This is a genomic window from Arthrobacter sp. Bi83, from assembly GCF_918698095.1.
In the GTDB taxonomy this organism is placed as follows: domain Bacteria; phylum Actinomycetota; class Actinomycetes; order Actinomycetales; family Micrococcaceae; genus Arthrobacter.
Genome location: NZ_CAKKLY010000012.1, coordinates 26,191 through 49,321, shown reverse-complemented (window position 1 = coordinate 49,321; position 23,131 = coordinate 26,191). Strand labels below are relative to the sequence as shown.

Below are 23,131 nucleotides of genomic sequence, written 5' to 3'. Positions count from 1 at the left end.
GCCGCTTTGGCTGGCCTCTGTCCTTGCAGATACCATGGACGAGGCTGGCTGTGGTCCCCGTATGCCACAAGCTACGAAGCCTTAACTTTGAATAGGAGACACCCGTGTCAGATGCCCAGCAGATCACCCTCATCGTCGATGGCGAAGAGATGAAGGTGACTACCGGGACCACCGGCGCGGAACTCTTCTTTGAGCGCCGTGACGTCGTTGTAGCCCGCGTTGATGGCGAGCTGAGGGACCTGGACCAGCCGCTTCCCGAAGGTGCCGAGATTGAAGGCGTCACCATCGATTCCCCGGACGGCCTCAACGTGCTGCGCCACTCCACCGCCCACGTCATGGCCCAGGCCGTGCAGCAGCTGCGTCCCGACGCCAAGCTCGGAATCGGCCCTTACATCACCGACGGTTTCTACTTCGACTTCGACGTCGCCGAGCCGTTCACCCCGGAAGACCTGAAGACTCTGGAAAAGATGATGCTCAAGATCGTCAACCAAAACCAGAAGTTCGTCCGGCGCGTCGTGTCCGAAGATGAAGCACGCGAAGCCATGAAGGATGAGCCCTACAAGCTCGAGCTGCTGGGCAAGAAAAACAACGCCGCCGAAGCCGGAGAGGGCGTCAATGTTGAGGTCGGCGCCGGCGATATCACCATTTACGACAACGTGGACCGCAAGAGCGGCGACAGCGTCTGGTGCGATCTGTGCCGCGGCCCGCATCTGCCCAACACCAAGCTGATCTCCAACGCCTTTGCCCTGACCCGTTCGTCGGCCGCCTATTGGCTGGGCAACCAGAACAACCAGCAGCTCCAGCGCATCTACGGCACCGCCTGGCCCACCAAGGACGCCCTCAAGGCCTACCAGGAGCGCATCGCCGAGGCCGAGCGCCGCGACCACCGCAAGCTTGGCGCCGAACTGGACCTGTTCTCTTTCCCCGATGAGTTGGGTTCCGGCCTGCCGGTCTTCCACCCCAAGGGAGGAATTATCCGCAAGGCCATGGAGGACTACTCCCGCCAGCGCCACGTGGACGCCGGCTACGACTTCGTGTACACCCCGCATATCACCAAGGGGCACCTTTACGAGGTCTCAGGCCACCTCGACTGGTACAAGGAAGGCATGTTCCCCGCGATGCACATCGATGCGGAACTGAACGAGGACGGCACCGTGCGCAAGCCCGGCCAGGACTACTACCTCAAGCCGATGAACTGCCCCATGCACAACCTCATCTTCCGTTCCCGCGGACGGTCCTACCGCGAACTGCCGCTGCGCCTCTTCGAATTCGGTTCTGTCTACCGCTACGAGAAGTCCGGCGTGGTCCACGGCCTGACCCGCGTGCGGGGCATGACACAGGATGACGCCCACATCTACTGCACCCGTGAGCAGATGAAGGACGAGCTCACCACCACGCTGAACTTTGTCCTCGGTCTGCTCAAGGACTATGGCCTGGACGACTTCTACCTGGAACTCTCCACCAAGAACGAAGACAAGTTCGTCGGCGAGGACGCCGCGTGGGAAGAGGCCACCCGCACCCTGGCTGAAGTCGCCGAAGCCTCGGGCCTGGACCTGGTTCCGGACCCGGGCGGAGCCGCGTTCTACGGTCCCAAGATTTCCGTTCAGGCGAAGGACGCGCTTGGCCGAACCTGGCAGATGTCCACCATCCAGCTGGACTTCAACCTTCCGGAACGCTTCGAGCTTGAGTTCCAGGCCGCCGACGGCACCCGGCAGCGCCCAGTCATGATCCACCGTGCCCTCTTCGGCTCGGTGGAGCGATTCATGGGTGTACTCACCGAGCACTACGCGGGAGCCTTCCCGGCCTGGCTTGCACCGGTCCAGGTGGTGGGCATTCCCGTCGCCGAGACCTTCAACGACTACATGTTCGACGTCGTGGACCAGCTGAAAGCCGCCGGCATCCGAGCCGAGGTCGATATCTCCTCCGACCGCTTCCCCAAGAAGATCCGTACAGCCAGCAAGGACAAGATCCCGTTTGTCCTGATCGCCGGCGGCGAGGACGCCGACGCAGGCGCTGTGTCCTTCCGTTTCCGTGATGGCAGCCAGGACAACGGCGTGCCGGTGGCCGAGGCTGTCCAGCGGATCGTGGACGCCGTCCGCAACCGGACCAGCTAGCCCGCGGCGGAAAGGCACACAGTGCAGGAGAACACAGGCGCAGGCTATCCGGGCGACGCCGAGGTGACGGACGACTTTGGCCTCGCCGGCGTTCCGGATGCCTTCCAGCGCCTGTGGACTCCGCACCGCATGGCGTACATCAAGGGTGGCCAGCACCAGTTCAAGAACCAGGACGACTGCCCCTTTTGTGTGGCCCCGGCACGCACCGATGAGGAATCCCTGATCGTGTACCGCGGCCGCACCAGCTACGTGGTGCTGAACCTCTTCCCGTACAACCCGGGCCACCTGCTGGTCTGCCCCTTCCGCCACGTTCCGGATTACACGGACCTGACCGTTGAGGAGACCGCCGAATTCGCCGACCTCACCCAGACCGCCATGCGCGTGCTGCGGAAGGTGGCGAACCCCGGCGGCTTCAACCTGGGCATGAACCAGGGGGTAGTGGGCGGCGCAGGCATCGCCGGGCACCTGCACCAGCACATCGTTCCGCGCTGGGGCGGGGACGGGAACTTCTTCCCGATCATTGCCCAGACCAAGGCCATCACCCAGACGCTCGATGAAGTCCGCCAGCAGGTTGCCGAGGCCTGGCCAGGGGAGACGCATGCTGAATAGGCATGCCCGCGGTTTCTTCACCGCGCTGTTCTCCCCGCTTGCCCGCTGGCTGCTCAAAATTGGCGTTTCGCCGGACGCCATCACCATCGTGGGAACGGCCGGTGTGGTGGTGGGCGCTCTAGTGTTCTACCCGCTGGGGCAGCTCTGGTGGGGGACGATCTTCATCACGGCCTTCATCTTCTCCGATGTCATCGACGGCATCATGGCGCGGATGCAGGACCGGGGTGGCCCTTGGGGGAATTTCCTCGACTCGACGCTGGACCGCGTGGCCGACGGGGCGCTCTTTGCCGGCCTCACCATATGGTTTTTCACCGGCGGCGGGGAGACGGCGATAGCCGTGGCCGCCGTCGTCTGCCTTGTCCTGGGCATGGTGGTGTCCTACGTCAGGGCCAAGGCGGAATCTCTCGGGTTCCAGGCGAACGTGGGCATCGCCGAACGAGCCGAGCGGCTGGTCTCCGTGCTTGTCGTCACCGGATTCACCGGCCTGGGGCTGCCGAGCATCGTGCTGTTCGTGACCCTCGTTCTGCTGGGCGTGGCGAGCCTCGCCACGGTGGTCCAGCGTGTGCTGGCAGTCCGGCGCCAGGCCTGCGAAGACACCCGGCCATCCTGATTAAGCCGGGCTGCCGCGGTGGGACTAGTATTAGGACTGCCTGGTCAATGGATCCGGTAATCCGGTGTGTGCGAATTACGGCATTGCCGTGCCACCTGCACTCCCGGCGAAGGTCATCTATCTACCCATAGGGGTTTTTGTGTCTACACCTGATGTAAGCAGCGAAGCCGGCTCGTCCGCCAACAGCGTCACGGGCAGCAACCGCGTCAAGCGCGGCATGGCAGAGATGCTCAAGGGCGGCGTCATCATGGACGTCGTCAACGTCGAACAGGCCCGCATCGCCGAAGACGCCGGTGCCGTTGCTGTCATGGCGCTTGAGCGCGTTCCGGCCGACATCCGCGCCCAGGGCGGCGTGTCCCGCATGTCCGATCCGGACATGATCGACAAGATCATCGACGCCGTCTCCGTCCCGGTCATGGCCAAGGCCCGCATCGGCCACTTCGTCGAGGCGCAGATCCTGCAGTCGCTCGGCGTGGACTACATCGACGAGTCCGAGGTCCTGACCCCGGCCGATTACACCAACCACATCGACAAGTGGAACTTCACCGTTCCCTTCGTCTGCGGCGCCACCAACCTCGGTGAGGCCCTGCGCCGCATCAACGAGGGCGCGGCCATGATCCGCTCCAAGGGCGAGGCCGGCACCGGAGATGTCTCCAACGCCACCACGCACATGCGCCAGATCCGCGCCGAGATCCTCAAGCTCGCCGCCCTCCCCGAGGACGAGCTGTACGTCGCGGCCAAGGAACTGCAGGCCCCGTACGAACTGGTCAAGGAAATCGCCACCACCGGCAAGCTCCCCGTGGTGCTGTTCACCGCTGGCGGCATTGCCACCCCGGCTGACGCCGCCATGATGATGCAGCTCGGCGCCGACGGCGTGTTCGTCGGATCCGGCATCTTCAAGTCCGGCAACCCCGCCCAGCGTGCGGCCGCCGTCGTACTGCTTTGCCCGTCGATTGGTCCGTAACTGCCCTTTAGAGCGTCGAAAAGGGCAGTTGCGGAGCAATCGATGTTCTTATTCCAGGCCGCGGCGCTTCAGGAGCGGCTCCAGGGCAGCGTCGCGGCCGCGGAGCGTGCGGAAGGACGCCAGCGGGTCCCTGCTGTTCCCGCGGGACAGGAGATCATTGCGGAAACGCTCGCCGTTGGCACGGGTGAGGCCACCATTTTCACTGAACCAGTCCACCGTTTCGGCGTCGAGCACCTCACTCCAGATGTACGAGTAGTAGCCGGCCGCGTAGCCGTCCCCAGCGAAGATGTGCTGGAAGTAGCCGGTCCGGTACCGGGGCGGAATGAGGGCGTGCGCGACTCCGGCTGCGGCCAGGGCCTTCGCCTCGAACTCCTGCGCGTCCTGCGGAACGCTGCCGGGATCCAGCACGTGCCAGGCCAGATCAAGCAGGGCGGCGCCGAGGTATTCCGTGGTGGCAAAGCCCTCGCCCCACAGCCGGGACTCATTCAGCCTGTCGATAATGTTCTGGGGAAGTGGATCTCCGGTGGCGTGATGGCGGGCGTAATTGGCCAGGACCTCGGGCCACATGATCCACATTTCGTTCACCTGGGACGGGTATTCCACGAAGTCACGGGGCACGTTGGTCCCTGAGAATCGCGGATAGGTGACACGGGAGAACAGCCCGTGCAGGGCGTGCCCGAATTCGTGGAAGGTGGTGCGGACTTCATCCAGCGTCAGCAGCGTGGGTTCCCCGGCAGGCGGTTTGGAGATGTTCAGGTTATTGATCACCACAGGTTTGGCGCCAAGGAGATCAGACTGCTCAACCAGTGAATTCATCCAGGCTCCGCCGCGCTTGGATTCCCTCGTGTAATAGTCGCCCAGGAAGAGTCCCAGTTCGGTGCCGTCCTCGTTGCGCACCTCCCAGACGCGGACGTCCGGGTGGTAGCCGGCGAGGTCTTTGCGTTCCTGGAAGGAGATGCCGTAAAGCGACGTCGCGGCAAAAAATACGCCGTCCACCAGGACCCGGTCCAGTTCGAAGTAGGGCCGGATGGCTTGCTCGTCCACGGAGTAGCGTTCCAGGCGCACCTTGGCGGAGTAATACGACCAGTCCCAGGCCTCCAGCGGGTGCCCGGCGCTCTCGGCCAGGGCGGCGGCTTCGGCGTCAGCGTTCCGGACGGCCGGCGGGGCCAGCCGGTTGAGCATGGTCCGCACCGCCTCGAAGTCCGGCGCGGTCTGCCGGTCCACCACGAGTTCGGCGTAGTTGGCGAAACCCAAAAGCTCAGCCTTCTCGGCACGCAGCTGCACCATGGACTTTACGAGGTCGAGGACGTCAAGGCTGCCTCCGCTGCTTCCCCGGGCTACGGAGGCCTCGTGCAGGCGGCGGCGGACCTCGCGGTTCTCCAGAGCTGCCAGGGCGGGCTGGTTGCTCGGCTGGATGAGGGTCAGGAGGAATTTGCCCTCGTGGCCCGCCACGCGGGCTGCTTCGGCGGCGCTGGCGACCTCATCCGCCGGCAGGCCGGCCAGGTCCCCGGCATCGTCCAGAAGCAGGGCTGCCGACTTCATCCCTTCCTTGACGCGCTGCCCGAATTCCGTGCCCAGCCGGGAAAGTTCCGCATTCAGTGACTTGAGCTTCTCCTGGCCGGCGTCGTCCAGCTGGATCCCGGACTGGCGGAATTCCTTGAGGTATTCCTCCACGAGCCGCGCCGACTCCGCGTCGAGGCCCTCCGTATCGATGTCGGCGAAGCGCTCATAGAGTCCGCGGTTGAGGTAGACGGCATCCTGGTGGGCGGCAAAGCGGGGAGAGAGCTCGGTTTCGAGGTCGCGGATGGCGTCCGAGGCGTCTGCCGATACCAGTGTGAAGAAGGACGCGGCAGCACGCTGGAGCAGGCCTCCCGACCGTTCCATGGCCACGGCGGTGTTTTCAAAGGTGGCCGGCGCGGCGTTGTCCACAATGGCCTGGATCTCAGCCAGGTGTTCGGCCAGACCGGCATCGACAGCTTCGGCGTAGTGGGCGTCTGTTATGTCCGCAAACGGCGGCAGCCCGAACGGCAGTTCACTCGGGCTCAGCAGTGGATTAGTCATGAAGCAACACTTTCATGCAGGAGACGCGTTCTCAATGGTGTCCACCGTGTTTTGAGTGCAGGTTCCGTCAGGGGCCCGCCGTAGGATTGCGGCCATGGGGAAAACAGGGAGCGTACTCTTCCGCCGGACGGCCCGTGCTGCCGCCGCGGCAGCACTTGTTGCATCACTGGCGTCCTGCGGCGTGATTGCCGAACAAGGCAGGCCTCAGGACACCAGGCAGGCCAGCCCCCCGGACACCGCCAGCGCGGCGCCGGGCAGTTCGGCCGCGTCCGCCGCCGCCCCTACGCCCAAACCGACCCCGACGCCGGGCGCCGGCCCGGCGTGCACCGCGATCCGCTGTACGTCCGTCCTGGTCACCGGCGACATGCTGGTCCATGCCCAGTTGTGGGAGCAGGCACGGCAGGACGCACTGGCAGCCGGCGCCAAGGGTCTTGACTTCGGTCCGCTGCTGGAGGGGCAGCGGCGGTATATCGACAAGAGCGATCTCGCCATCTGCCACCAGGAAACGCCTGTGGCGCTTCCGCAGGGACCGTTCTCCGCCTATCCCTCCTTCAACGTGCCGCCACAGATCATCGCCGCGTCTAAGGCGGTGGGCTACCGCGCGTGCACCACGGCCAGCAACCATACGATTGACCAGGGCACGGAGGGACTCGTGCGGACGCTGGACGTCCTCGACGCGTCGGGGCTCGAGCACACGGGGTCGTACCGGACGGCCGTGGAGTCCCAGGGCGTCCTCATCCTGCAGACGCCGGCCGCAAAGGTTGCCGTCATTGAGGCCGCCTATGGCCTGAACGGTCAGATCCCGGAGCAGGCCTGGCAGGTGGACATGCTCGACGCCCCGGCCATGATCGCGAAGGCGAAGAAGGCCAGAAAACTCGGCGCCGATATTGTGCTGGGCGTCATGCACGCTGGTGACGAGTATGCCAGCGCACCGAATGCGCAGCAGCAGGAGGTGGCGCACGCCCTGGTGGACAGCGGCCAGTTCACCATGGTCTACGGCCACCACACGCACTCGGTGTTGCCCATTGAGAAATACAAGGGCACCTGGATTGTATACGGCCTGGGCAACGGAGTGACGGAACTTTCGCCCACCTACGTGGTCAACAACGAGGGGCTGCTCGTGCGCGCCCAGTTCAGCCAGGACGCCACGGGAAAATGGACAGCCTCTGACCTGGGCTGGGCGCCGTCCGTCATTGTCAATGCTCCCTACCGCTGGTGTTCAGTGGCTTCGGACGCGCCGCAGGGCGTCTGTGCCAGCCCGGCGGCGGACGCCGAGACGCGGCAGCGGACCAAATCGGTGGTGGAGTCGATGGGTGCCGCCGCGGCGGGGGCCCACGAACTGCTCATCAGCAAGGGGCGCTGACCCGCTTGGACGGGCGCCCCGCCTAACGCGGACGGCGGATTGCGTGCTCGCGGGCAAGAACCGCATAGCGGTCATCCGGTCCGCCGGGCGTGAAGCTCCCATACTTGCGTTCGACGGCGGTCCGGATCAGGTAGTCAGCGATGGCCGGGTTCTTGGGGAGCAGCGATCCGTGAAGGTAGCTCGCCACGATGTTGCGGTAGCGGGCGCCCTCCTGCCCGTCTTTGCTGTTGTTGCCGGTTCCCTTGGGTACGGTGCCAAGCGGCGCCACGCCCGGGCCGAGAGTGGTCTGGCCGCTGTGGTTCTCATAGCCGAGAACCTCGCCGAACTCCGTCGTTGTGACCTTGACATTGCCGATCAGCCGTTCATCCGTGCCGTGCGTTTCCACGTCAAGGACACCGATGCCGGGAATGACCGACCCGGAACGTGTCTTGAAGAAGCGCCCGAACAGCTGGTACGTCCCGCAGATCAGCAGCATGGGCGTGTCGTCCTCCGCGAGGCCCCTGAGGGTTTCCGCGCGCGACTGCAGGTCGTCTTGAATGACCAACTGCCCGCTGTCCTGCCCGCCGCCGCCGACAATGAGGTCCACATCGTCAGGGAATTCGTCCCCCACGTTGTACTCAAGCAGTTCCGGAGTGTAGCCGTGCCATTTCAGCCGCTGTTGCAGGACCAGGGCATTGCCCCAGTCGCCGTAGATGTTCATGTCGCGGGGATACAGCTGCAGGACCCGGATGGTGCCTTTGCTGGCGTCCGCGGACGGGGTTGTCGGGGGAGCGTGTCCCGAATCGGCGGTCAAGAGACTACCTCCACTGTGGTGATTTTGGACAGTTCGCGGCGGATGGCGAGCATGGCAGTGTAGGTGCAGAAGACGCGCTTCGGCTTGCCTTGGGCGTTCCGGATGAAGTCGGCCAGCGCGGGGGCGATGTCCGTCTGCACTGCTCTGATGCTGACCTCGTCATACTGCAGCCGCAGTGCCATGTCGTAAGCGCGGGAGCCAGTCAGCTGGTCCACACCGTCCTCCCGCAGCGACTCAAAATCCACGTCCCACAGCCACGACATATCGCGGCCGTCCGCGTAGTTGTCGTTGATCGCGATCATGGTGGCGTAGCCGCCCGCCGGGAAGGACTGGAGGCCCAGCCGGAAACCGCTCGGGTTCTTGACCAGCACGAGGTCCAAGGGGAGGCCGTCCACGACGAGGCTCTCACCGCGGCCGAAGGCCGGCGCCACCTGGGACAGGGCCGTCAGCAGTGCGGCGTGGTCCGGCGCCGCCGAGCCCCCGCCGCAGATGCTGCGTGCCAGGGTCAGGGCCGCGGCCGCGTTGAAGATGTTGTAAACACCGCGGAGCTTCATCCCGGTGGTGACCGTGGCGCCGTCGTACTCAAAATCGGCGTTGTCCGCCCCCACCCGTCGAAGGACGACGTCGGCAGGTGGCTTTTGCGGCAGGGCCGCCGGTGCGGGGCTGCCGGGACCGGCGCGGAGTTCGTCGTCGTTGGGGAAGGTGCTGAGGAGGGAGTCGTCCAGTCCGAAGTAACGGACCTCGGGGCCGTCCAGGGTCGCGGCGATCCTGGCTACACGCGGATCCTCACGGTTCAGGACCACAGTCCCCGTGGTCTTGGAGGCGATGTGCTGAAGCAGTTGGGCGGTCTTATCGATTTCCCCGAAGCGGTCCAGCTGGTCGCGCAGCACGTTCAGCAGGAGGCTGAACCGCGGCGGAACCCGGTTGACGAAGTGCACGGCGTGGGCCTCGTCGAGCTCAAGCACGGCGATGTCCGCCTCGAGGCGGCCGCGCCAGTCCACCTCGCCCAGCAGTGCGGCGGCCACGCCTCTGGTGAAGTTGCTGCCGGTGCGGTTGGTGAAGACCCTCAGCCCCTGGCTTTCCAGCAGCTCCACCACCATTTTGGTGGTTGTTGTCTTGCCGTTGGTTCCGCTCACCACCGCCACGCCATGAGGGAGCGTGGACAGTGTTCGCTGCATGAAGCCTGGATCGATTTTTTCGACCACAAGCCCGGGAAGAGCGGAGCCTCCGCCCCTGAGCCGGGAAACCCGGCGGACGAGCTTGCCGAGCGGAACGCTGAAGGAAAACATGCTCTGTAATATATCCCAGCAGCGGCATGCAATGAGGCCAGGCAGGGCGGGCGGGGGCGTCGCCCGGCATCCGGGACACTATGATATTTGGATGACCAATCCCCTTTCTGCCGCGGTTCCCCGCGTTCCCCCGGGTGCCGGTTCTGGCTTGCGCATCGGCGTCCTGGCGCTCCAGGGCGATTTCCGCGAGCACCTTCGTGCCGTCGAAGCGGCCGGTGCCACCGGCGTCGGAGTCCGCCGGCCCGCGGAGCTTGACGGACTGGACGGGCTCATTATTCCCGGCGGCGAATCCACCGCCATCGACAAGCTTGCGCGGGCCTTCGAACTCGCCGAACCGCTCCGCAAGCACATTGCGGATGGCCTTCCGGTCTACGGGTCCTGTGCCGGAATGATCCTGCTCGCCGATGACATTGCCGACCCCGCCACCGATCTCGCCGGAAATCCCCAGCAGACCTTCGGCGGACTCGACATCACTGTGCGGCGCAACGCGTTCGGCCGCCAGCGCGAATCGTTCGAGACCGATCTGGATTTCAAGGGCCTGGACTTCAGCGCCACCGAAAATGGCGTGGCGCCCGTGCACGCAGTGTTCATCCGGGGACCGTGGGTGGAGCGCGTAGGACCCGGCGTCGACGTGCTGGCCCAGGTGGAGCCGGCGGATCCTGCCCACGCCTCTCACACAGCCGATCTGCAAGGGACAGCTAGAATTGTTGCAGTGCGTTCCGGCCATCTGCTGGCCACCTCCTTCCACCCGGAAGTGACGGGGGAGAAGCGCGTACATGAACTTTTTATCCGCATGATCAGAGGAGAAGCGTAAAGCATGTCAGGCCACTCCAAATGGGCAACGACCAAGCACAAGAAGGCCATCCTTGATAGCCGCCGGGCAAAGTCGTTCGCCAAGCTGATCAAGAACATCGAAGTCGCGGCACGCATGGGCGGCCCGGACCTGGCCGGCAACCCCAGCCTGGAACTGGCAGTAACGAAGGCGAAGAAGACCTCGGTCCCCGCCGACAATATCGACCGTGCCATCAAGCGCGGCGCAGGCCTCACCGGCGAAGTCGTGGACTACACGGAGATCATGTACGAGTGCCGAGGCCCGCAGGGTTCTGCGCTGCTGATCGAATGCCTCACGGACAACAAGAACCGTGCCGCGTCCGAGGTCCGGCTCGCCATTTCCCGCAACGGCGGCACCATCGCCGATCCCGGTTCTGTCAGTTACCTCTTTTCCCGCAAGGGCGTGGTGACCCTGCCCAAGAACGGCCTCGGCGAGGACGACGTTCTGATGGCCGTGCTGGACGCCGGTGCCGAGGAAGTCAAGGACAACGGTGAGACCTTTGAGATCCACTCGGAGCCGACAGACCTGCAGGCCATCCGTGACGCCCTCAAGGAAGCCGGCATCGAATACGACACCGATGAGGCAGAATTCGTTCCGTCCATGGAGGTGCCCCTCGACCTGGATGCGGCCAAGAAGTTCATGAAGCTGGTTGACGCCCTGGAAGAGCTTGACGACGTCCAGAACGTTTACAGCAACGCCGACCTCAGCGACGAAGTGCAGGCCGCACTGGAAGCCGAGTGACCCTTCGCGTCCTCGGCGTCGATCCGGGCCTCACACGGTGCGGCATCGGGGTGGTGGACGTCGAAAAGAACCGCCGCGCCACCATGGTGGCGGTGGGCGTGGTGGGGACGTCCCCAGAGGAGACGCTGGACCAGCGCCTCCTTGTCATCGCCCTCGCCATCGATGACTGGCTCGACCGGTACGAACCCCACGTGCTGGCGGTGGAGCGGGTCTTCTCCCAGCTCAACGTCAGCACGGTCATGGGCGTGGCCCAGGCCTCCGGCGTCGTGATTGCCGCGGCCGCCCGGAGGGGCATCCCGGTGGCGCTCCACACGCCGTCGGAAGTCAAAGCGGCGGTGACGGGCAGCGGAACGTCTAATAAGGATGCCGTCACCAAACTGGTGACCAAGATTCTGCGGCTGGACTCCCCGCCGCGTCCCGCCGACGCCGCCGATGCGCTTGCCCTCGCCATCACGCATGCGTGGCGGGCCGGCAGCGGGGCCACGGTTGCCACCACCGGCCCGGGCAGCCAGTCGCTGACTCCGGCCCAGCGCGCCTGGGCCGAGGCGGAGGCCAAGGCGCGCCGTGCGCGCTGATTGTCCGGGGCCCTTGCTAGGGTATTCGTAGATATGTTCGGATAGTCGGTCTTGGGCCGGCGGTAGTTCAGGAGCTCGGCCTTGATAAGTTTTCTCCGCGGAACCGTAGCGCACGTTGGCCTGTCCACCGCCGTGATCGATCTCAACGGCGCCGGCATGAGTGTCCACGCCACGCCGCAGACCCTCAGCAGGCTCCGCACGGGCGAGGAAGGGAAGCTCTTCACATCCCTGATCGTGCGGGAGGATTCCCTGACCCTGTTCGGCTTCGCCAGCGACGACGAACGCGAGGTCTTCGACGTCCTGCTCAGCGTCAGCGGCGTGGGTCCGCGCCTTGCCCTGGCGGTCCTTGCCGTCCATGACCCGGAAGCGATCCGGGTGGCTGCACACACCGGTGACAGCAAGACATTCACCAAGGTTCCAGGCATCGGCCCGAAGGTTGCCGGCCGCATCGTGCTGGAACTGGCCGGAAAGCTCGTGCCCCACGGCACGGCGCCGAGTTCGGCCCCGTCGCCGTCCGGCGAGTCGGTCTGGAAGCCGCAGGTGGTCGCTGCCATGACCAGCCTCGGCTGGTCCGAAAAGGACGCCACTGGCAGCATCGACAAGGCGCTGGCCGATGCACCTGACCTGGCAGACCAGGGCAACGTGGCCGAGATCCTGCGGACCACCCTGCGCTGGCTTGGCCAGGACGGCGCCCGCGCCGGCAACAGGGTAGGCAGCCGTGGCTGAACCGTCCCTCGTGGCCGGGGGAGAGGAACCCGAGGAAAGAGTTATCGAGGCCGCCCTGCGGCCCAAGAACCTGCACGACTTCGTGGGCCAGCACCGGGTCCGCAAGCAGCTCTCCCTCGTGCTGCAGGCGTCCCGCATGCGGGGCCGCAGCGCCGACCACGTGCTTTTCTCCGGTCCGCCGGGTCTGGGCAAAACCACCCTGGCCATGATTGTCGCCGCGGAAATGAATGCCCCTCTGCGGATCAGCAGCGGCCCCGCCATCCAGCACGCCGGCGACCTTGCTGCCATCCTTTCTTCCCTCTCCGAGGGCGAGGTCCTCTTCCTGGATGAAATCCACCGGATGTCCCGGCCTGCGGAGGAAATGCTCTACATGGCCATGGAGGACTTCCGCGTAGACATTGTGGTGGGCAAGGGGGCCGGTGCGACGGCCATCCCGCTGGAGCTGCCGGCCTTCACCCTGGTCGGTGCCACCACCCGCGCCGGGCTGCTGCCGGGGCCGCTGCGCGACAGGTTCGGGTTCACGGGGCACCTGGAGTTCTATTCCGTCGAAGAGCTCGAGCTCGTGCTGCGCAGATCGGCCGGACTCCTCGACCTCAAGGTGAACTCCGCGGGCTTCAGCGAAATCGCGGGCAGATCACGGGGTACTCCGCGCATAGCCAACCGGCTGCTGCGCCGTGTCAGGGACTGGGCACTCGTCCACGGGATCGAACAGATTGACGCCCGGTCGGCGTCCGCCGCCCTGGACATGTACGAGGTGGACAAACGCGGGCTGGACCGCCTGGACCGGGCGGTCCTGGAGGCGCTCATCACCAAGTTCGGCGGCGGGCCCGTCGGCCTGTCGACTCTGGCCATCGCCGTGGGGGAAGAACCGGAGACTGTCGAGACTGTGGCGGAACCGTATCTGGTCCGCGAGGGACTGCTGGGGCGCACGCCCCGGGGCCGTATTGCCATGGCCCCGGCTTGGACCCATCTGGGCTTCGCCGTTCCCGCCGGCGTGTTCGGGCAGGAGACCCTGGACCTGTTCGACGACGGTGCGGCTGATGAACAAACAGCGTCCGAACGGGTTTCCAGCACGCAATAGCAGCGTCCTTCCAGCTTTCCCTCTAGACTGGAATGACGCTCGGCACGTCCGTGTCTTTGTTTTCGTGTCTTGTTTACGTGGTTGGCCCCAACAGGCCGCCGCTGCCGGCCATTGAGTTGGCCCGAGAACGCGGTGCGGGACGGACGCTGCCGTCAACCAGCTATGCAAGTACAGAACGGAACTACCCTGTGTTCGGACATATTTCTGCCCAGACCCAGCCGCAGGCAGGCGGCGGCATCGACATCATGACCATCCTGCTGTTCGTCATGCTCGGCCTCTTCATCTTCATGATGTTCCGCCGCAACAAGAAGACACAGCAGCAGCAGGCCACGCTCCAGTCGCAGTTTGCGCCGGGCATCGAGGTCATGACGAGTTTCGGCCTCTACGGCCGCATCGTGTCGATCGACGACGAAAACAACAAGGTTCTTCTCGAACTGTCACCGGGCAACGTGGCCACTGTCCACCGCCAGTCCGTCACCAAGATCGTCGAGCCCGCTGCCGAGACGCAGGCAGTTCCCGACGACGCGTCGTCCCTCACCGCCGATGATGACGGAAGCGCTGCGGCCGTCAACGAAACCCCGGACGAGACCCTGAAGCGCCTCAACGATGAGGGTAAAAAGGACATTTAGTCCGCCGCCGCGTTCTGTCCCGCTAAGTACCAAATCTACGGCTGCGGGCGGCCGCCGGAGCGTGTCTGACCCGCACCGTCGGCTCCTCCGTAATTAATAGAAAGATCGACAATGGCACGAACTGGCCGCAAGAAACCATCCCTCCGGGTGCTGGTCTGGCTTGGCGTAATCCTGGCTGTCCTGACGGCCGTCCTTGCGGGCGGCACCATGGCCGGAAAGGCAAGCTGGGCACCCAAGCTCGCGCTAGACCTTGAAGGCGGTACCCAGATGATCCTGGCGCCCAAGGTCGAGGGCGGTTCGGACATCAACGAGGAGCAGCTCAACCAGGCCGTGGCGATCATCCGTCAGCGCGTGGACGGCTCGGGCGTGGCGGAAGCTGAAATCAGCACCCAGTCCGGCCGCAACGTGGTGGTCAGCCTCCCGGGAACCCCTTCCGCAGAGACCCGTGCCCTGATTCAGGCTTCCGCGGACATGAACTTCCGCCCCGTTCTGGTAACGGGCCCCGGCGCGGCGGTTCCCGCAGCGCAGCGCACCCCGGCGGCAAAACTGCCAAAGCCCACAGCGAAGCCGCAGAACGGCAGTGACTCCAACTGGATTACGGCCGACGTCCAGAAGCAGTTCGAGGCACTCGACTGTGCCAAGCCGGAGCAGGACAAGCAGCAGCGCTCCGATCCCGCCAAGCCGCTGGTGACCTGCGAGCCTGCCACCGATCAGACCCCCGCGATCAAATACATCCTGGGCCCCGTGGAGGTCAAGGGCGTGGAGATCCAGGGGTCCACTTTCCAGCTCCAGCAGGGCGCGCAGGGTGCCGTCACCAATGAGTGGGCCGTTAATATCCAGTTCAACGGCGAGGGCACGGCCAAGTTCAAGAAGGTCACCGAGCGCCTGAACCAGTTCTATGTGACGGCCGGCGGGGAAACCGGCTCGGACCCGAAATCGCAGTTCGCCATCGTCCTGGACGACCAGGTCATCTCCGCGCCGCGGTCGCAGGCGGTCATCACCGACGGCCGTCCGCAGATTACCGGCGGATTCACCGAGAAGTCAGCCAAGGCGCTGTCCGACCAGCTGCGCTTCGGTGCCCTGCCGATCAGCTTCGACATCCAGAGCGAGCAGCAGATCTCGGCGACTCTCGGCGGCGAGCAGCTACGCATGGGTCTGCTGGCCGGCCTGATCGGGCTCCTGCTCGTGGTCGTCTACTCCCTGTTCCAGTACCGCGCCCTCGGATTTGTCACCATCGCCTCCCTTGTGGTGGCAGGTGCCCTGACATACCTGGCCATTGCCATCCTCGGCTGGACCGAAAACTACCGGCTGTCCCTCGCCGGTGTGGCCGGCATCATCGTGTCCATCGGCCAGACCGCGGACTCGTTCATTGTCTACTTCGAGCGCATCCGCGATGAGCTGCGTGAAGGCCGCGGCCTCGTTTCCGCCGTGGAAAACGGCTGGAAGCGGGCCAAGCGCACAGTCCTTGCCTCCAAGGCTGTCAACCTCCTGGCGGCGCTCGTGCTGTACTTCGTGGCCGTGGGCAACGTCCGGGGCTTTGCGTTCACCCTTGGCCTGACAGCCATCGCTGACCTCATCGTCGTGTTCATGTTCACGCACCCGACGCTGCAGCAGCTGGCTCGCACGCGGTTCTTCGGCGAAGGCCACAAGTTCTCCGGCCTTGACCCTGAGCGTCTCGGCGCGGTTCCGCTGTACCGGGGCGCCGGCAGGATCCGGACGCCGGACGACAAGCCGTCTGTGGTACGGGCTAAGAACACGGGCGCAGCCGCTGAGGCGGAACGCCGGATGACCATCGCTGAACGCCGCCGCGCTGAGCAGCAGGACCAGCTTGCGGGTTCCTCCAAGGGCCCGGCCAAGGAAGGCAAGTAATGTCCAGTTTCGCCAAATTCGGTAATGAGCTCTACACGGGCAAGCGTTCCTACAACTTTGTCGGTTCCAAGAAGATCTGGTTCCTGATTGCCGCCGCCGCCGTTGCACTGTCCATTCTGATCCCGGTCGCCAAGGGCGGGTTCAACCTGGGTATTGAATTCCGCGGCGGCTCGGAATTCACCGTGTCCAACGTCAAGACCACTGATGCGACGCTGGGCGAAAAAGCGGTGCACGATGTTGTGGCGGGAAGCGTCCCCAGGGTGGCGAACGTCGCCGGCAACACGATGCGGATCCAGACGGACAAGCTCACCGACGATGAAACCATCAAGATCAAGCAGGGCTTGACCTCGGCGTACGGCGTCACGGACAACGAGGTGACGTCCACGTTCGTGGGTCCCACATGGGGTGCTGACGTCACAAAGCAGGCCCTGATTGGCCTCGTGGTGTTCGTGGCCCTCGCCACCATCCTGATGGCCCTGTACTTCAGGACCTGGAAGATGTCGCTCTCGGCAATCTCGGGCATGCTCGTGACCATGTTCATCACGGCCGGCGTCTATGCCCTGAGTGACTTCGAGGTCACACCCTCGGCAATCATCGGCTTCTTGACGGTGCTCAGCTACTCGCTCTACGACACTGTGGTGGTGTTCGACAAGATCCGCGAGAACACGGCGGACCTCGAGTCTTCCACCCGACGGACGTTTGCCGAAGAGGTTAACCTGGCGGTCAACCAGACCCTGGTGCGGTCCATCAACACCATGATGGTGGCCATCCTGCCCGTGGGTGCGATCCTGTTCATCGGTGCCGGACTGCTCGGTGCCGGAACTCTCCGTGACCTGTCGCTGGCACTGTTCGTCGGGATCCTCATCGGCACGGCCGCAACGATCTTCATCGCCGCGCCGATGTATGCCTTGCTGCGCCAGAAAGAACCTTTGCTCGTCAAGCAGGCCCAACGGGTGGAGCACCGGCGCGCAGACAGTGCCGCCAAGGTCACCGCCGAGCCAGCCAAGGCGTAGCAGCGATAGCTGAAGGCCGGATGCCGTCATGATGACGGCGTCCGGCCTTTTTGCGTCGGGTCCCGGCCCTGGGAAGCGTCCCGGTTATTGAGGAGGCCCGCGGCGGGAATAGACTGGAATAATTAAATGGGTCGTGAGGGGTGCTTCATTGGAAGAACGTTCGACGTCGGCGCCAGAGGCTGCCGGGGATAACGGTCCGGGCCAGGGCCCGCCGACTGGTCTGGTGGCTGCCGGACGTCCCGGTCCGGGTGTTCCGGTGGACAACTCGGGCGTGCGCCCCACATTTCCTGGCCGCCGTGAACGTACCCGGTCCCGGCTCGCGAGGCTGACTGGCCGGAGCACTGCGACGTATTCGCCCATCCTGGAGCCCCTGCTCCGGACAGTCCGGGCTAACAACCCCAAAGAGGACTTTGACCTCATCCAGCGCGCCTTCGTGGTCGCGGAGCAGAGCCACCGGGGACAGAAGCGCAAGAGCGGCGATCCCTACATCACGCACCCGGTAGCCGTGGCCACCATCCTCGCGGAACTCGGGCTTAGCGGCACCACGCTGGCGGCTGCACTGCTCCACGACACCGTGGAAGACACGCCTTACACCCTCGCCGACCTGAAGGCAGACTTCGGCCCAGAAGTGGCCATGCTGGTGGACGGCGTGACCAAGCTGGACAAGGTCAGCTTCGGCGAGGCCGCGCAGTCGGAGACGGTCCGCAAGATGGTCGTGGCGATGGCCAAGGACATCCGGGTCCTCATGATCAAGCTTGCGGACAGGCTGCACAACGCGCGGACGTGGCGCTTCGTCTCCGCGGAATCCTCGGCGCGCAAGGCCCGCGAAACACTGGAAATCTTCGCGCCGCTGGCGCATCGCCTCGGCATGAACACCATCAAGTGGGAACTCGAGGACCTATCCTTCGCCGCGCTGTACCCCAAGGTGTACGAGGAAATCGTGCGCATGGTGGGTGACCGGACGCCTGAGCGCGAGAAGAGCCTCAGCGTCATTCGGAACCAGATTGCCGACGATCTTCGCACGGCCAAGATCAAGGCGACCATTACCGGCCGGCCCAAACACTACTACTCGATTTACCAAAAGATGATTGTCCGCGACAAGGACTTCGACGACATCAACGACCTCATGGGTGTCCGCGTGCTGGTGGACTCCGTCCGGGACTGCTACGCGGCGCTGGGGACCCTGCATTCGCGGTGGAACCCGCTGCCCGGGCGGTTCAAGGACTACATCGCCATGCCCAAGTTCAACATGTACCAGTCGCTGCACACGACAGTGATCGGCCCGGGCGGCAAGCCCGTCGAGATTCAGATCCGCACGCACGAGATGCACCGGCGCGCCGAGTACGGTGTGGCGGCGCACTGGAAGTACAAGGACCAGCCGAACCGCACCGCCACCGGGCCAGGCAGTCCCCGCGACGGCGACATGGGCTGGCTCCGTTCACTGGTGGACTGGCAGCAGGAAACGTCCGACCCCGGTGAATTCCTGGATTCGCTCCGCTTCGAAATCAACGCCCGGGAAGTCTTCGTGTTCACGCCCAAGGGCGAGGTCATGGCGCTCCCGGCAGGATCCACGCCCGTGGACTTTGCCTATGCGGTGCACACCGAGGTGGGCCACCGGACCATCGGGGCCAGAGTCAACGGAAAACTGGTGCCGCTCAACAGCGAGCTCAACCACGGCGACTGGGTGGAGATCTTCACCTCGAAGGCCGAAGGGGCAGGACCCAGCCAGGACTGGCAGCATTTCGTCAAAAGCGCCCGCGCACGGAACAAGATCCGCCAGTGGTTCAGCAAGGAGCGTCGCGAGGAGGCCATTGACCGCGGCAAGGAACTGCTGACACGCGCCATGCGGAAGCAAAACCTGCCGCTGCAGCGCCTCATGACCCATGATGCCCTCGCGGCTGTGGCCGAGGATTTCAAATATGTGGACATCTCCGGGCTGTACGCGGGCGTGGGAGACGGGCACACCTCGGCGCAGTCCGTCATGGAAAAGCTCATCGAGAGCCTCGGCGGGAACGAAACCCCGGACGACGACCTCACCGAGGTCAGCATTCCCACGCAGGTCAGCAAGGCCCGCTTCTCGGACTCCGGTGTGGTGGTCCGCGGTGTGGGGGACGTGTGGGTCAAGCTGGCCCGCTGTTGCACCCCCGTGCCGCCGGACCCCATCCTCGGGTTCGTCACGCGCGGTTCGGGTGTTTCCGTGCACCGGACGGACTGTACCAACATCTCCGACCTCAAGGACCAGCCCGACAGGATTGTGGACGTTGACTGGGCTCCGACCCAGTCGAGCGTTTTCCTCGTGGAAATCCAGGTGGAGGCACTGGACCGGAAGTCGCTCCTGTCCGACGTCACCCGCATTCTGTCCGAGAATCACGTGAACATCCTCGCCGCGAGCGTCCACACGTCAACCGACCGTGTGGCCATCTCAAAGTTTGCCTTCGAGATGGGCGACCCCAAGTACCTGAGCCACGTCCTGAGCGCCGTCCGGAGGATCGACGGCGTCTTCGATGTCTATCGGACCACGGGTAACCGCCGGCGAAGCTAGGGCGAGCTTTTCCAGCGCTGCCTTCTTGTGGGGCAATCTGGGCGTCGCCTCCACGGCCAGGCAGAGGAGCCGGAGCCGGACATCGAGCTCGGGCCGCTCCAGCAGCTGGCGCAGCGCGGGGACCGCGCGCTCGGCGTCGACATGCAATGCGACGTCCAGCGCGGTGCGCAGCGGGCTTGAAACCATCAGGCCACCCAGGCTGACCACGTCGAAGGGGCCGAGCCGGACCTCGTGGAGAGTGCAGCCGCGGGTGGACCGCAGGCTGGAGATCCGACGTTTGGCATCCACCAGGAGGGCCAAGCGGTCCGGTTCACGGGCGCAGCCGTAGATCCAGGCGGCTGTCATCCGTCCTGCGACCACACGCTGCCGGATGGCTGGCGGCACGGCCAACGCAGCGGCTCGCGCGCGCAGCTGCGGCGAAGAGGGTGCTCCCGGCAGCGTATAGCCATGCTGGTACAGGTGGGTCAGTACGCCGTCGGCGGCCATGGACTGCAACTCGGGCCAGGAAAACAGCTGTCCCGGCGCATAGAGGTCCAGCAGGTGTGCGGGGGAGTGCTGGCCGGGCCCCGCGACGGGCCGACGCGATATCGGGGTCATCCAGCAATCCTGCCGGAATGGCCCGGAACGAGGACAGGCCCCGACCCGGCTATGTGGATAACCGGGGCGGGGCCTGCAAAAAACTGACTAGGAAAGCTCGCTGGCCGACCGCTGGATCTGGTCGAGCCAGGCCTGGCGGGCGTCGAGGGCTTCCTGGGCGGCTTTGATCTTGCGCTGGTCGCCTACCTTCTCTGCCTTCACCAGGTCGTCCTTGAGTCCGGCGATTGCCGACTCTAGCTGGCTCAGCGCGCTGTTCGTGCGTGCCTTGGTTTCGGGGTTAGAACGCTGCCAGTTTTCGTCCTCGGCCTGGCGGACGGCATCCTCAATCCGGCGCAGACCGGCTTCGATGCGTCCCATGTCCGCGCGGGGCACCTTTCCGGCATCCTCCCAGCGGTCGCGGATGGACTGGAGAGCCTTCTTGGCGGCGCCCAGGTCCTTGACGGGAAGAATAGTGTTGGCCTCCTCGAGGAGGGCTTCCTTCACCTTCAGGTTTGCGGCGTATTCCTGGTCAATCTCATCGTTAGCAGCCTGGCGGTTGGTAAAGAAAACATCCTGGGCGGCGCGGAAGCGGGCCCAGAGAGCGTCGTCGTCTTTGCGGCTGGCGCGTGGTGATGCCTTCCACTCGTCCATGAGGCGGCGGTATTCGCCGGCGGCGAATCCCCAGTCGGTGGACGAGGACAGCGCTTCCGCCTCGGTGATTAGCTTTTCCTTGGCGGACTTGGCGGCCGAGTTGTTGCTGTCCAGCTGGGAGAAGTAGGCACGGCGGTGACGGTCAAAAACCGTCCGGGCAGCCCGGAACCGCTTCCAGAGTGCGTCCTCATTGCTCCGGCCCAGCCTGATGCCGCTCTTCTGCGCTGTCTTCCAGCTTTCGAACAGCTCGTTCATCCTGGCGCTGGAAGTCTTCCACTGGATCTGCGCCGGATCGGTTCCCGAAATGGCTTCGGCCTCGGCGACGATGGCCTCCCGGGCGGCAAGCTCGGCTGCCCGGACGGCGTCATGCTGGGCTTTTTCGGTCTTTTCGAGTTCGGTGATCTGCGTGGACAGCGTGTCCAGACGGCCTTCGGCGGCGCGGATGTCTCCCACCATGTTCCGCTCAGCGAGCTGCTCGCGCAGGTGCGTAACGGTCTTCTGCATGTCCGTAGTGGGCGCCTTGGAGGCAACCCGCTGTTCCAGCAGGACAATCTGGGCCACGATGTCGTCATACTTGCGGGCGAAGTAGGCGAGGGCCTCGTCGTTGCTGACATCGGGGTACTGACCAACAGGGTGTTCCTCGCCGTCGATGGTCAGGAAGACGTGACCGTCCCCTTCCACCCGGCCCCAGCGGGCTGCTTCCGCGAGCGATGTGGCGGAAGGCGCGGCAACAGGCACCACGTTGGCTGCGGGGCCTGCCTTGGGGCGTGCAGCGAATGCTGCAGGTGACGGCGCCGGACGGGGAGCCGGCACGGGATGCGGAGCAGGAGCGCTTGCCTCAGTTTCGACGGGCTGCTCAGCTTCTGGCTGCTCAGACGGGGTTTCCTCCGCTGCGGGCTGCTCAGTTGCGGTTTCCTCGGCCGCCTCAGCAGCCGCCTCTTCAGCAGGTGCTTCCTCGGCCGGAGCCCCCTCCGTCTCTGCGCTCTCCGGCTGTGCTTCTTCTGCCTGGGTACCTTCGGCAGCTGCCTCCGCGGGCTCGGCCGGAGGGGCCGGAACCTCGATCAGGTCTGCTGCTGCTGTTTCGTCGGATTTCTGACTGTCTGTCACCGCTAAAAGTCTTTCGCTTGGAGGAAAATACTCTCGTAATACACCGTTGGCCGCCTGGGACGCGGGCTTCTTACTTCAGAGAGAACGAGTCTATCGTGACTGGTTCCGCAGGCGCGCCGTCGGTGGCGTTTTCGCCCTTCTTAAGACCCGCGGCCGCAATCTTCGTGACTACATCCAGCCCCGAGGTCACTTTGCCCACCACCGTATAACCGCCGGCGGCGTCGGCTGGAATTACCGTGTCCTTGTACACGATGAAGAACTGGGTGCCGTTGCCGTAGGCATTTCCGGCGGTGCGGGCCACCGCGATGGTGCCGGCCGGGTATTTGTTGTCCGCCGGAGTGTTTTCCAGCGGACCCCAGGTATAGGCCGGGTCACCCTGCCCGTTTCCGGTCTTGGAGCCGCACTGCAGGACGCCAAAGTTGTCCGCGATGGTGAGGCGGTGGCAGCTGACGCCCTGGTAGTAGCCCGAGCCGGCAAGGGACTTGAAGACGGCGGCGGCCTGCGGCGCCTTGGTACCGTCCAGCTGGACGCCCAGGCTTCCGCGGCTGAGTTTCAGCGCGCCAGTGAACACCTTGCCCGCGGCCGATTCCGGCTTGGGGATGTTGGGGGCGTTGGTGGCCGCGGCGGACGTCGAAGCTGAGGGGGAGTTCAGCCCTGCTTCCGCGGCCGCGAACTCTTCTTCGGTCGGGTTTGCGGAAAAAACCGCCATTTGAAGCACGACGGCGAGTATCACCGCCGCCGCTCCGGCGCCGCCCGCAATCAGGTTGTCCCGCCTTCGCCGCTTCTCCTGGTCCCGTCGAAGCTCGCGCTTGGCTTCCATCTGCTGGATGCGCCGCTTGGCTTCACGCGTTTCGCGTGGACTGGCCGCCACAGGTCCTCCTCGTTGATCGGGCTGCCGGCCAGGGCCGCCCGATTAAGGCATCCCCGGCTGCAACTGCACAGCGGCAGAGCATACGGTCCGGCGGCCGCATTAGAGATGCCGGCGC

The 23,131-nt window shown here is 65.0% G+C and carries 19 protein-coding genes and 1 pseudogene; 14 read left to right on the top strand and 6 right to left on the bottom strand.

Annotated features, from left to right (window positions below):
- The first annotated feature begins 104 nt into the window (after positions 1-104).
- The 4 genes and pseudogenes from thrS to pdxS all read left to right on the top strand — a co-directional run.
- Positions 105-2,114 (top strand): threonine--tRNA ligase, encoded by a 2,010-nt coding sequence (thrS, locus tag LQ144_RS07945; RefSeq protein ID WP_230118035.1) that lies wholly within the window; start codon positions 105-107, stop codon positions 2,112-2,114.
- A 21-nt stretch (positions 2,115-2,135) separates the two neighbouring features.
- On the top strand, positions 2,136-2,723 hold the full coding sequence (locus LQ144_RS07940; RefSeq protein WP_230118034.1) for an HIT domain-containing protein: 588 nt from the start codon (positions 2,136-2,138) through the stop codon (positions 2,721-2,723).
- Entirely contained in the window at positions 2,713-3,333 is a 621-nt protein-coding gene (gene pgsA, locus LQ144_RS07935) for a phosphatidylinositol phosphate synthase (protein ID WP_230118033.1), read from the top strand. Before LQ144_RS07940 ends, pgsA begins: the two co-directional genes overlap by 11 nt.
- Positions 3,334-3,472: 139 nt before the next feature.
- Positions 3,473-4,270, top strand: a pseudogene (pdxS, locus tag LQ144_RS07930) (pyridoxal 5'-phosphate synthase lyase subunit PdxS); the annotation flags it as partial.
- A 75-nt stretch (positions 4,271-4,345) separates the two neighbouring features.
- Here pdxS and LQ144_RS07925 read toward each other — a convergent pair.
- Positions 4,346-6,358, bottom strand: a complete 2,013-nt coding sequence (locus LQ144_RS07925; protein WP_230118032.1) for a M3 family metallopeptidase — start codon at positions 6,356-6,358, stop codon at positions 4,346-4,348.
- A 94-nt stretch (positions 6,359-6,452) separates the two neighbouring features.
- Here LQ144_RS07925 and LQ144_RS07920 point away from each other — a divergent pair, with 94 nt between their 5' ends.
- A complete protein-coding gene (locus LQ144_RS07920) occupies positions 6,453-7,721 on the top strand; it encodes a CapA family protein (protein ID WP_230118031.1) in 1,269 nt (422 codons plus the stop codon).
- A gap of 22 nt (positions 7,722-7,743) precedes the next feature.
- Here the strand turns inward: LQ144_RS07920 and LQ144_RS07915 are convergent, their stop codons facing one another.
- Positions 7,744-8,514 (bottom strand): glutamine amidotransferase, encoded by a 771-nt coding sequence (locus tag LQ144_RS07915; protein WP_290369729.1) that lies wholly within the window; start codon positions 8,512-8,514, stop codon positions 7,744-7,746.
- On the bottom strand, positions 8,511-9,803 hold the full coding sequence (locus LQ144_RS07910) for a Mur ligase family protein (RefSeq protein ID WP_230118030.1): 1,293 nt from the start codon (positions 9,801-9,803) through the stop codon (positions 8,511-8,513). The genes LQ144_RS07915 and LQ144_RS07910 overlap by 4 nt, the downstream gene beginning before the upstream one ends.
- 91 nt (positions 9,804-9,894) lie before the next feature.
- Here LQ144_RS07910 and pdxT point away from each other — a divergent pair, with 91 nt between their 5' ends.
- From pdxT to LQ144_RS07865, 9 genes are all read left to right on the top strand, one after another.
- The gene (gene pdxT / locus LQ144_RS07905; RefSeq protein ID WP_230118029.1) at positions 9,895-10,617 is read left to right on the top strand and encodes a pyridoxal 5'-phosphate synthase glutaminase subunit PdxT; all 723 of its coding nucleotides are present in this window, start codon (positions 9,895-9,897) and stop codon (positions 10,615-10,617) included.
- 3 nt (positions 10,618-10,620) lie between these two features.
- Positions 10,621-11,376: a YebC/PmpR family DNA-binding transcriptional regulator gene (locus LQ144_RS07900; protein ID WP_230118028.1), complete on the top strand. Its 756-nt coding sequence runs from the start codon at positions 10,621-10,623 to the stop codon at positions 11,374-11,376.
- On the top strand, positions 11,373-11,951 hold the full coding sequence (ruvC, locus tag LQ144_RS07895; protein WP_230118027.1) for a crossover junction endodeoxyribonuclease RuvC: 579 nt from the start codon (positions 11,373-11,375) through the stop codon (positions 11,949-11,951). The genes LQ144_RS07900 and ruvC overlap by 4 nt, the downstream gene beginning before the upstream one ends.
- Positions 11,952-12,032: 81 nt before the next feature.
- Positions 12,033-12,677 carry a Holliday junction branch migration protein RuvA gene (gene ruvA, locus LQ144_RS07890; RefSeq protein WP_230118026.1) on the top strand — a complete coding sequence of 215 codons (645 nt, stop codon included), beginning with the start codon at positions 12,033-12,035 and terminating at the stop codon, positions 12,675-12,677.
- Complete coding sequence (gene ruvB / locus LQ144_RS07885) at positions 12,670-13,758, top strand: Holliday junction branch migration DNA helicase RuvB (RefSeq protein ID WP_230118025.1); 1,089 nt, start codon at positions 12,670-12,672, stop codon at positions 13,756-13,758. The genes ruvA and ruvB overlap by 8 nt, the downstream gene beginning before the upstream one ends.
- A 245-nt stretch (positions 13,759-14,003) precedes the next feature.
- The gene (yajC, locus tag LQ144_RS07880) at positions 14,004-14,387 is read left to right on the top strand and encodes a preprotein translocase subunit YajC (protein WP_230118081.1); all 384 of its coding nucleotides are present in this window, start codon (positions 14,004-14,006) and stop codon (positions 14,385-14,387) included.
- Positions 14,388-14,498: 111 nt separating this feature from the next.
- Positions 14,499-16,256, top strand: coding sequence for a protein translocase subunit SecD (gene secD / locus LQ144_RS07875; RefSeq protein WP_230118024.1), 1,758 nt, complete (start codon positions 14,499-14,501; stop codon positions 16,254-16,256).
- A complete protein-coding gene (gene secF, locus LQ144_RS07870; RefSeq protein ID WP_230118023.1) occupies positions 16,256-17,269 on the top strand; it encodes a protein translocase subunit SecF in 1,014 nt (337 codons plus the stop codon). Before secD ends, secF begins: the two co-directional genes overlap by 1 nt.
- A gap of 148 nt (positions 17,270-17,417) precedes the next feature.
- A complete protein-coding gene (locus LQ144_RS07865; RefSeq protein WP_230118022.1) occupies positions 17,418-19,811 on the top strand; it encodes a bifunctional (p)ppGpp synthetase/guanosine-3',5'-bis(diphosphate) 3'-pyrophosphohydrolase in 2,394 nt (797 codons plus the stop codon).
- Here LQ144_RS07865 and LQ144_RS07860 read toward each other — a convergent pair.
- The 3 genes from LQ144_RS07860 to LQ144_RS07850 all read right to left on the bottom strand — a co-directional run bounded on the left by LQ144_RS07860 (position 19,692) and on the right by LQ144_RS07850 (position 23,016).
- Complete coding sequence (locus LQ144_RS07860; protein WP_230118021.1) at positions 19,692-20,408, bottom strand: type IV toxin-antitoxin system AbiEi family antitoxin; 717 nt, start codon at positions 20,406-20,408, stop codon at positions 19,692-19,694. The two genes, LQ144_RS07865 and LQ144_RS07860, sit on opposite strands and share 120 nt — an antisense overlap.
- An 87-nt stretch (positions 20,409-20,495) precedes the next feature.
- Complete coding sequence (locus LQ144_RS07855; protein ID WP_230118020.1) at positions 20,496-22,145, bottom strand: DUF349 domain-containing protein; 1,650 nt, start codon at positions 22,143-22,145, stop codon at positions 20,496-20,498.
- A gap of 70 nt (positions 22,146-22,215) precedes the next feature.
- On the bottom strand, positions 22,216-23,016 hold the full coding sequence (locus LQ144_RS07850) for a peptidylprolyl isomerase (protein WP_230118019.1): 801 nt from the start codon (positions 23,014-23,016) through the stop codon (positions 22,216-22,218).
- Positions 23,017-23,131 lie beyond the last annotated feature (115 nt).

Coding starts and splice junctions, on each gene's coding strand:
- LQ144_RS07900 (WP_230118028.1), top strand. CDS start 10,621: ATGTCAGGCCACTCCAAATGGGCAACGACCAAGCACAAGAAGGCCATC.
- pgsA (WP_230118033.1), top strand. CDS start 2,713: ATGCTGAATAGGCATGCCCGCGGTTTCTTCACCGCGCTGTTCTCCCCG.
- LQ144_RS07920 (WP_230118031.1), top strand. CDS start 6,453: ATGGGGAAAACAGGGAGCGTACTCTTCCGCCGGACGGCCCGTGCTGCC.
- pdxT (WP_230118029.1), top strand. CDS start 9,895: ATGACCAATCCCCTTTCTGCCGCGGTTCCCCGCGTTCCCCCGGGTGCC.
- secF (WP_230118023.1), top strand. CDS start 16,256: ATGTCCAGTTTCGCCAAATTCGGTAATGAGCTCTACACGGGCAAGCGT.
- secD (WP_230118024.1), top strand. CDS start 14,499: ATGGCACGAACTGGCCGCAAGAAACCATCCCTCCGGGTGCTGGTCTGG.
- yajC (WP_230118081.1), top strand. CDS start 14,004: ATGACCATCCTGCTGTTCGTCATGCTCGGCCTCTTCATCTTCATGATG.
- LQ144_RS07910 (WP_230118030.1), bottom strand. CDS start 9,803: ATGTTTTCCTTCAGCGTTCCGCTCGGCAAGCTCGTCCGCCGGGTTTCC.
- LQ144_RS07860 (WP_230118021.1), bottom strand. CDS start 20,408: ATGACCCCGATATCGCGTCGGCCCGTCGCGGGGCCCGGCCAGCACTCC.
- LQ144_RS07925 (WP_230118032.1), bottom strand. CDS start 6,358: ATGACTAATCCACTGCTGAGCCCGAGTGAACTGCCGTTCGGGCTGCCG.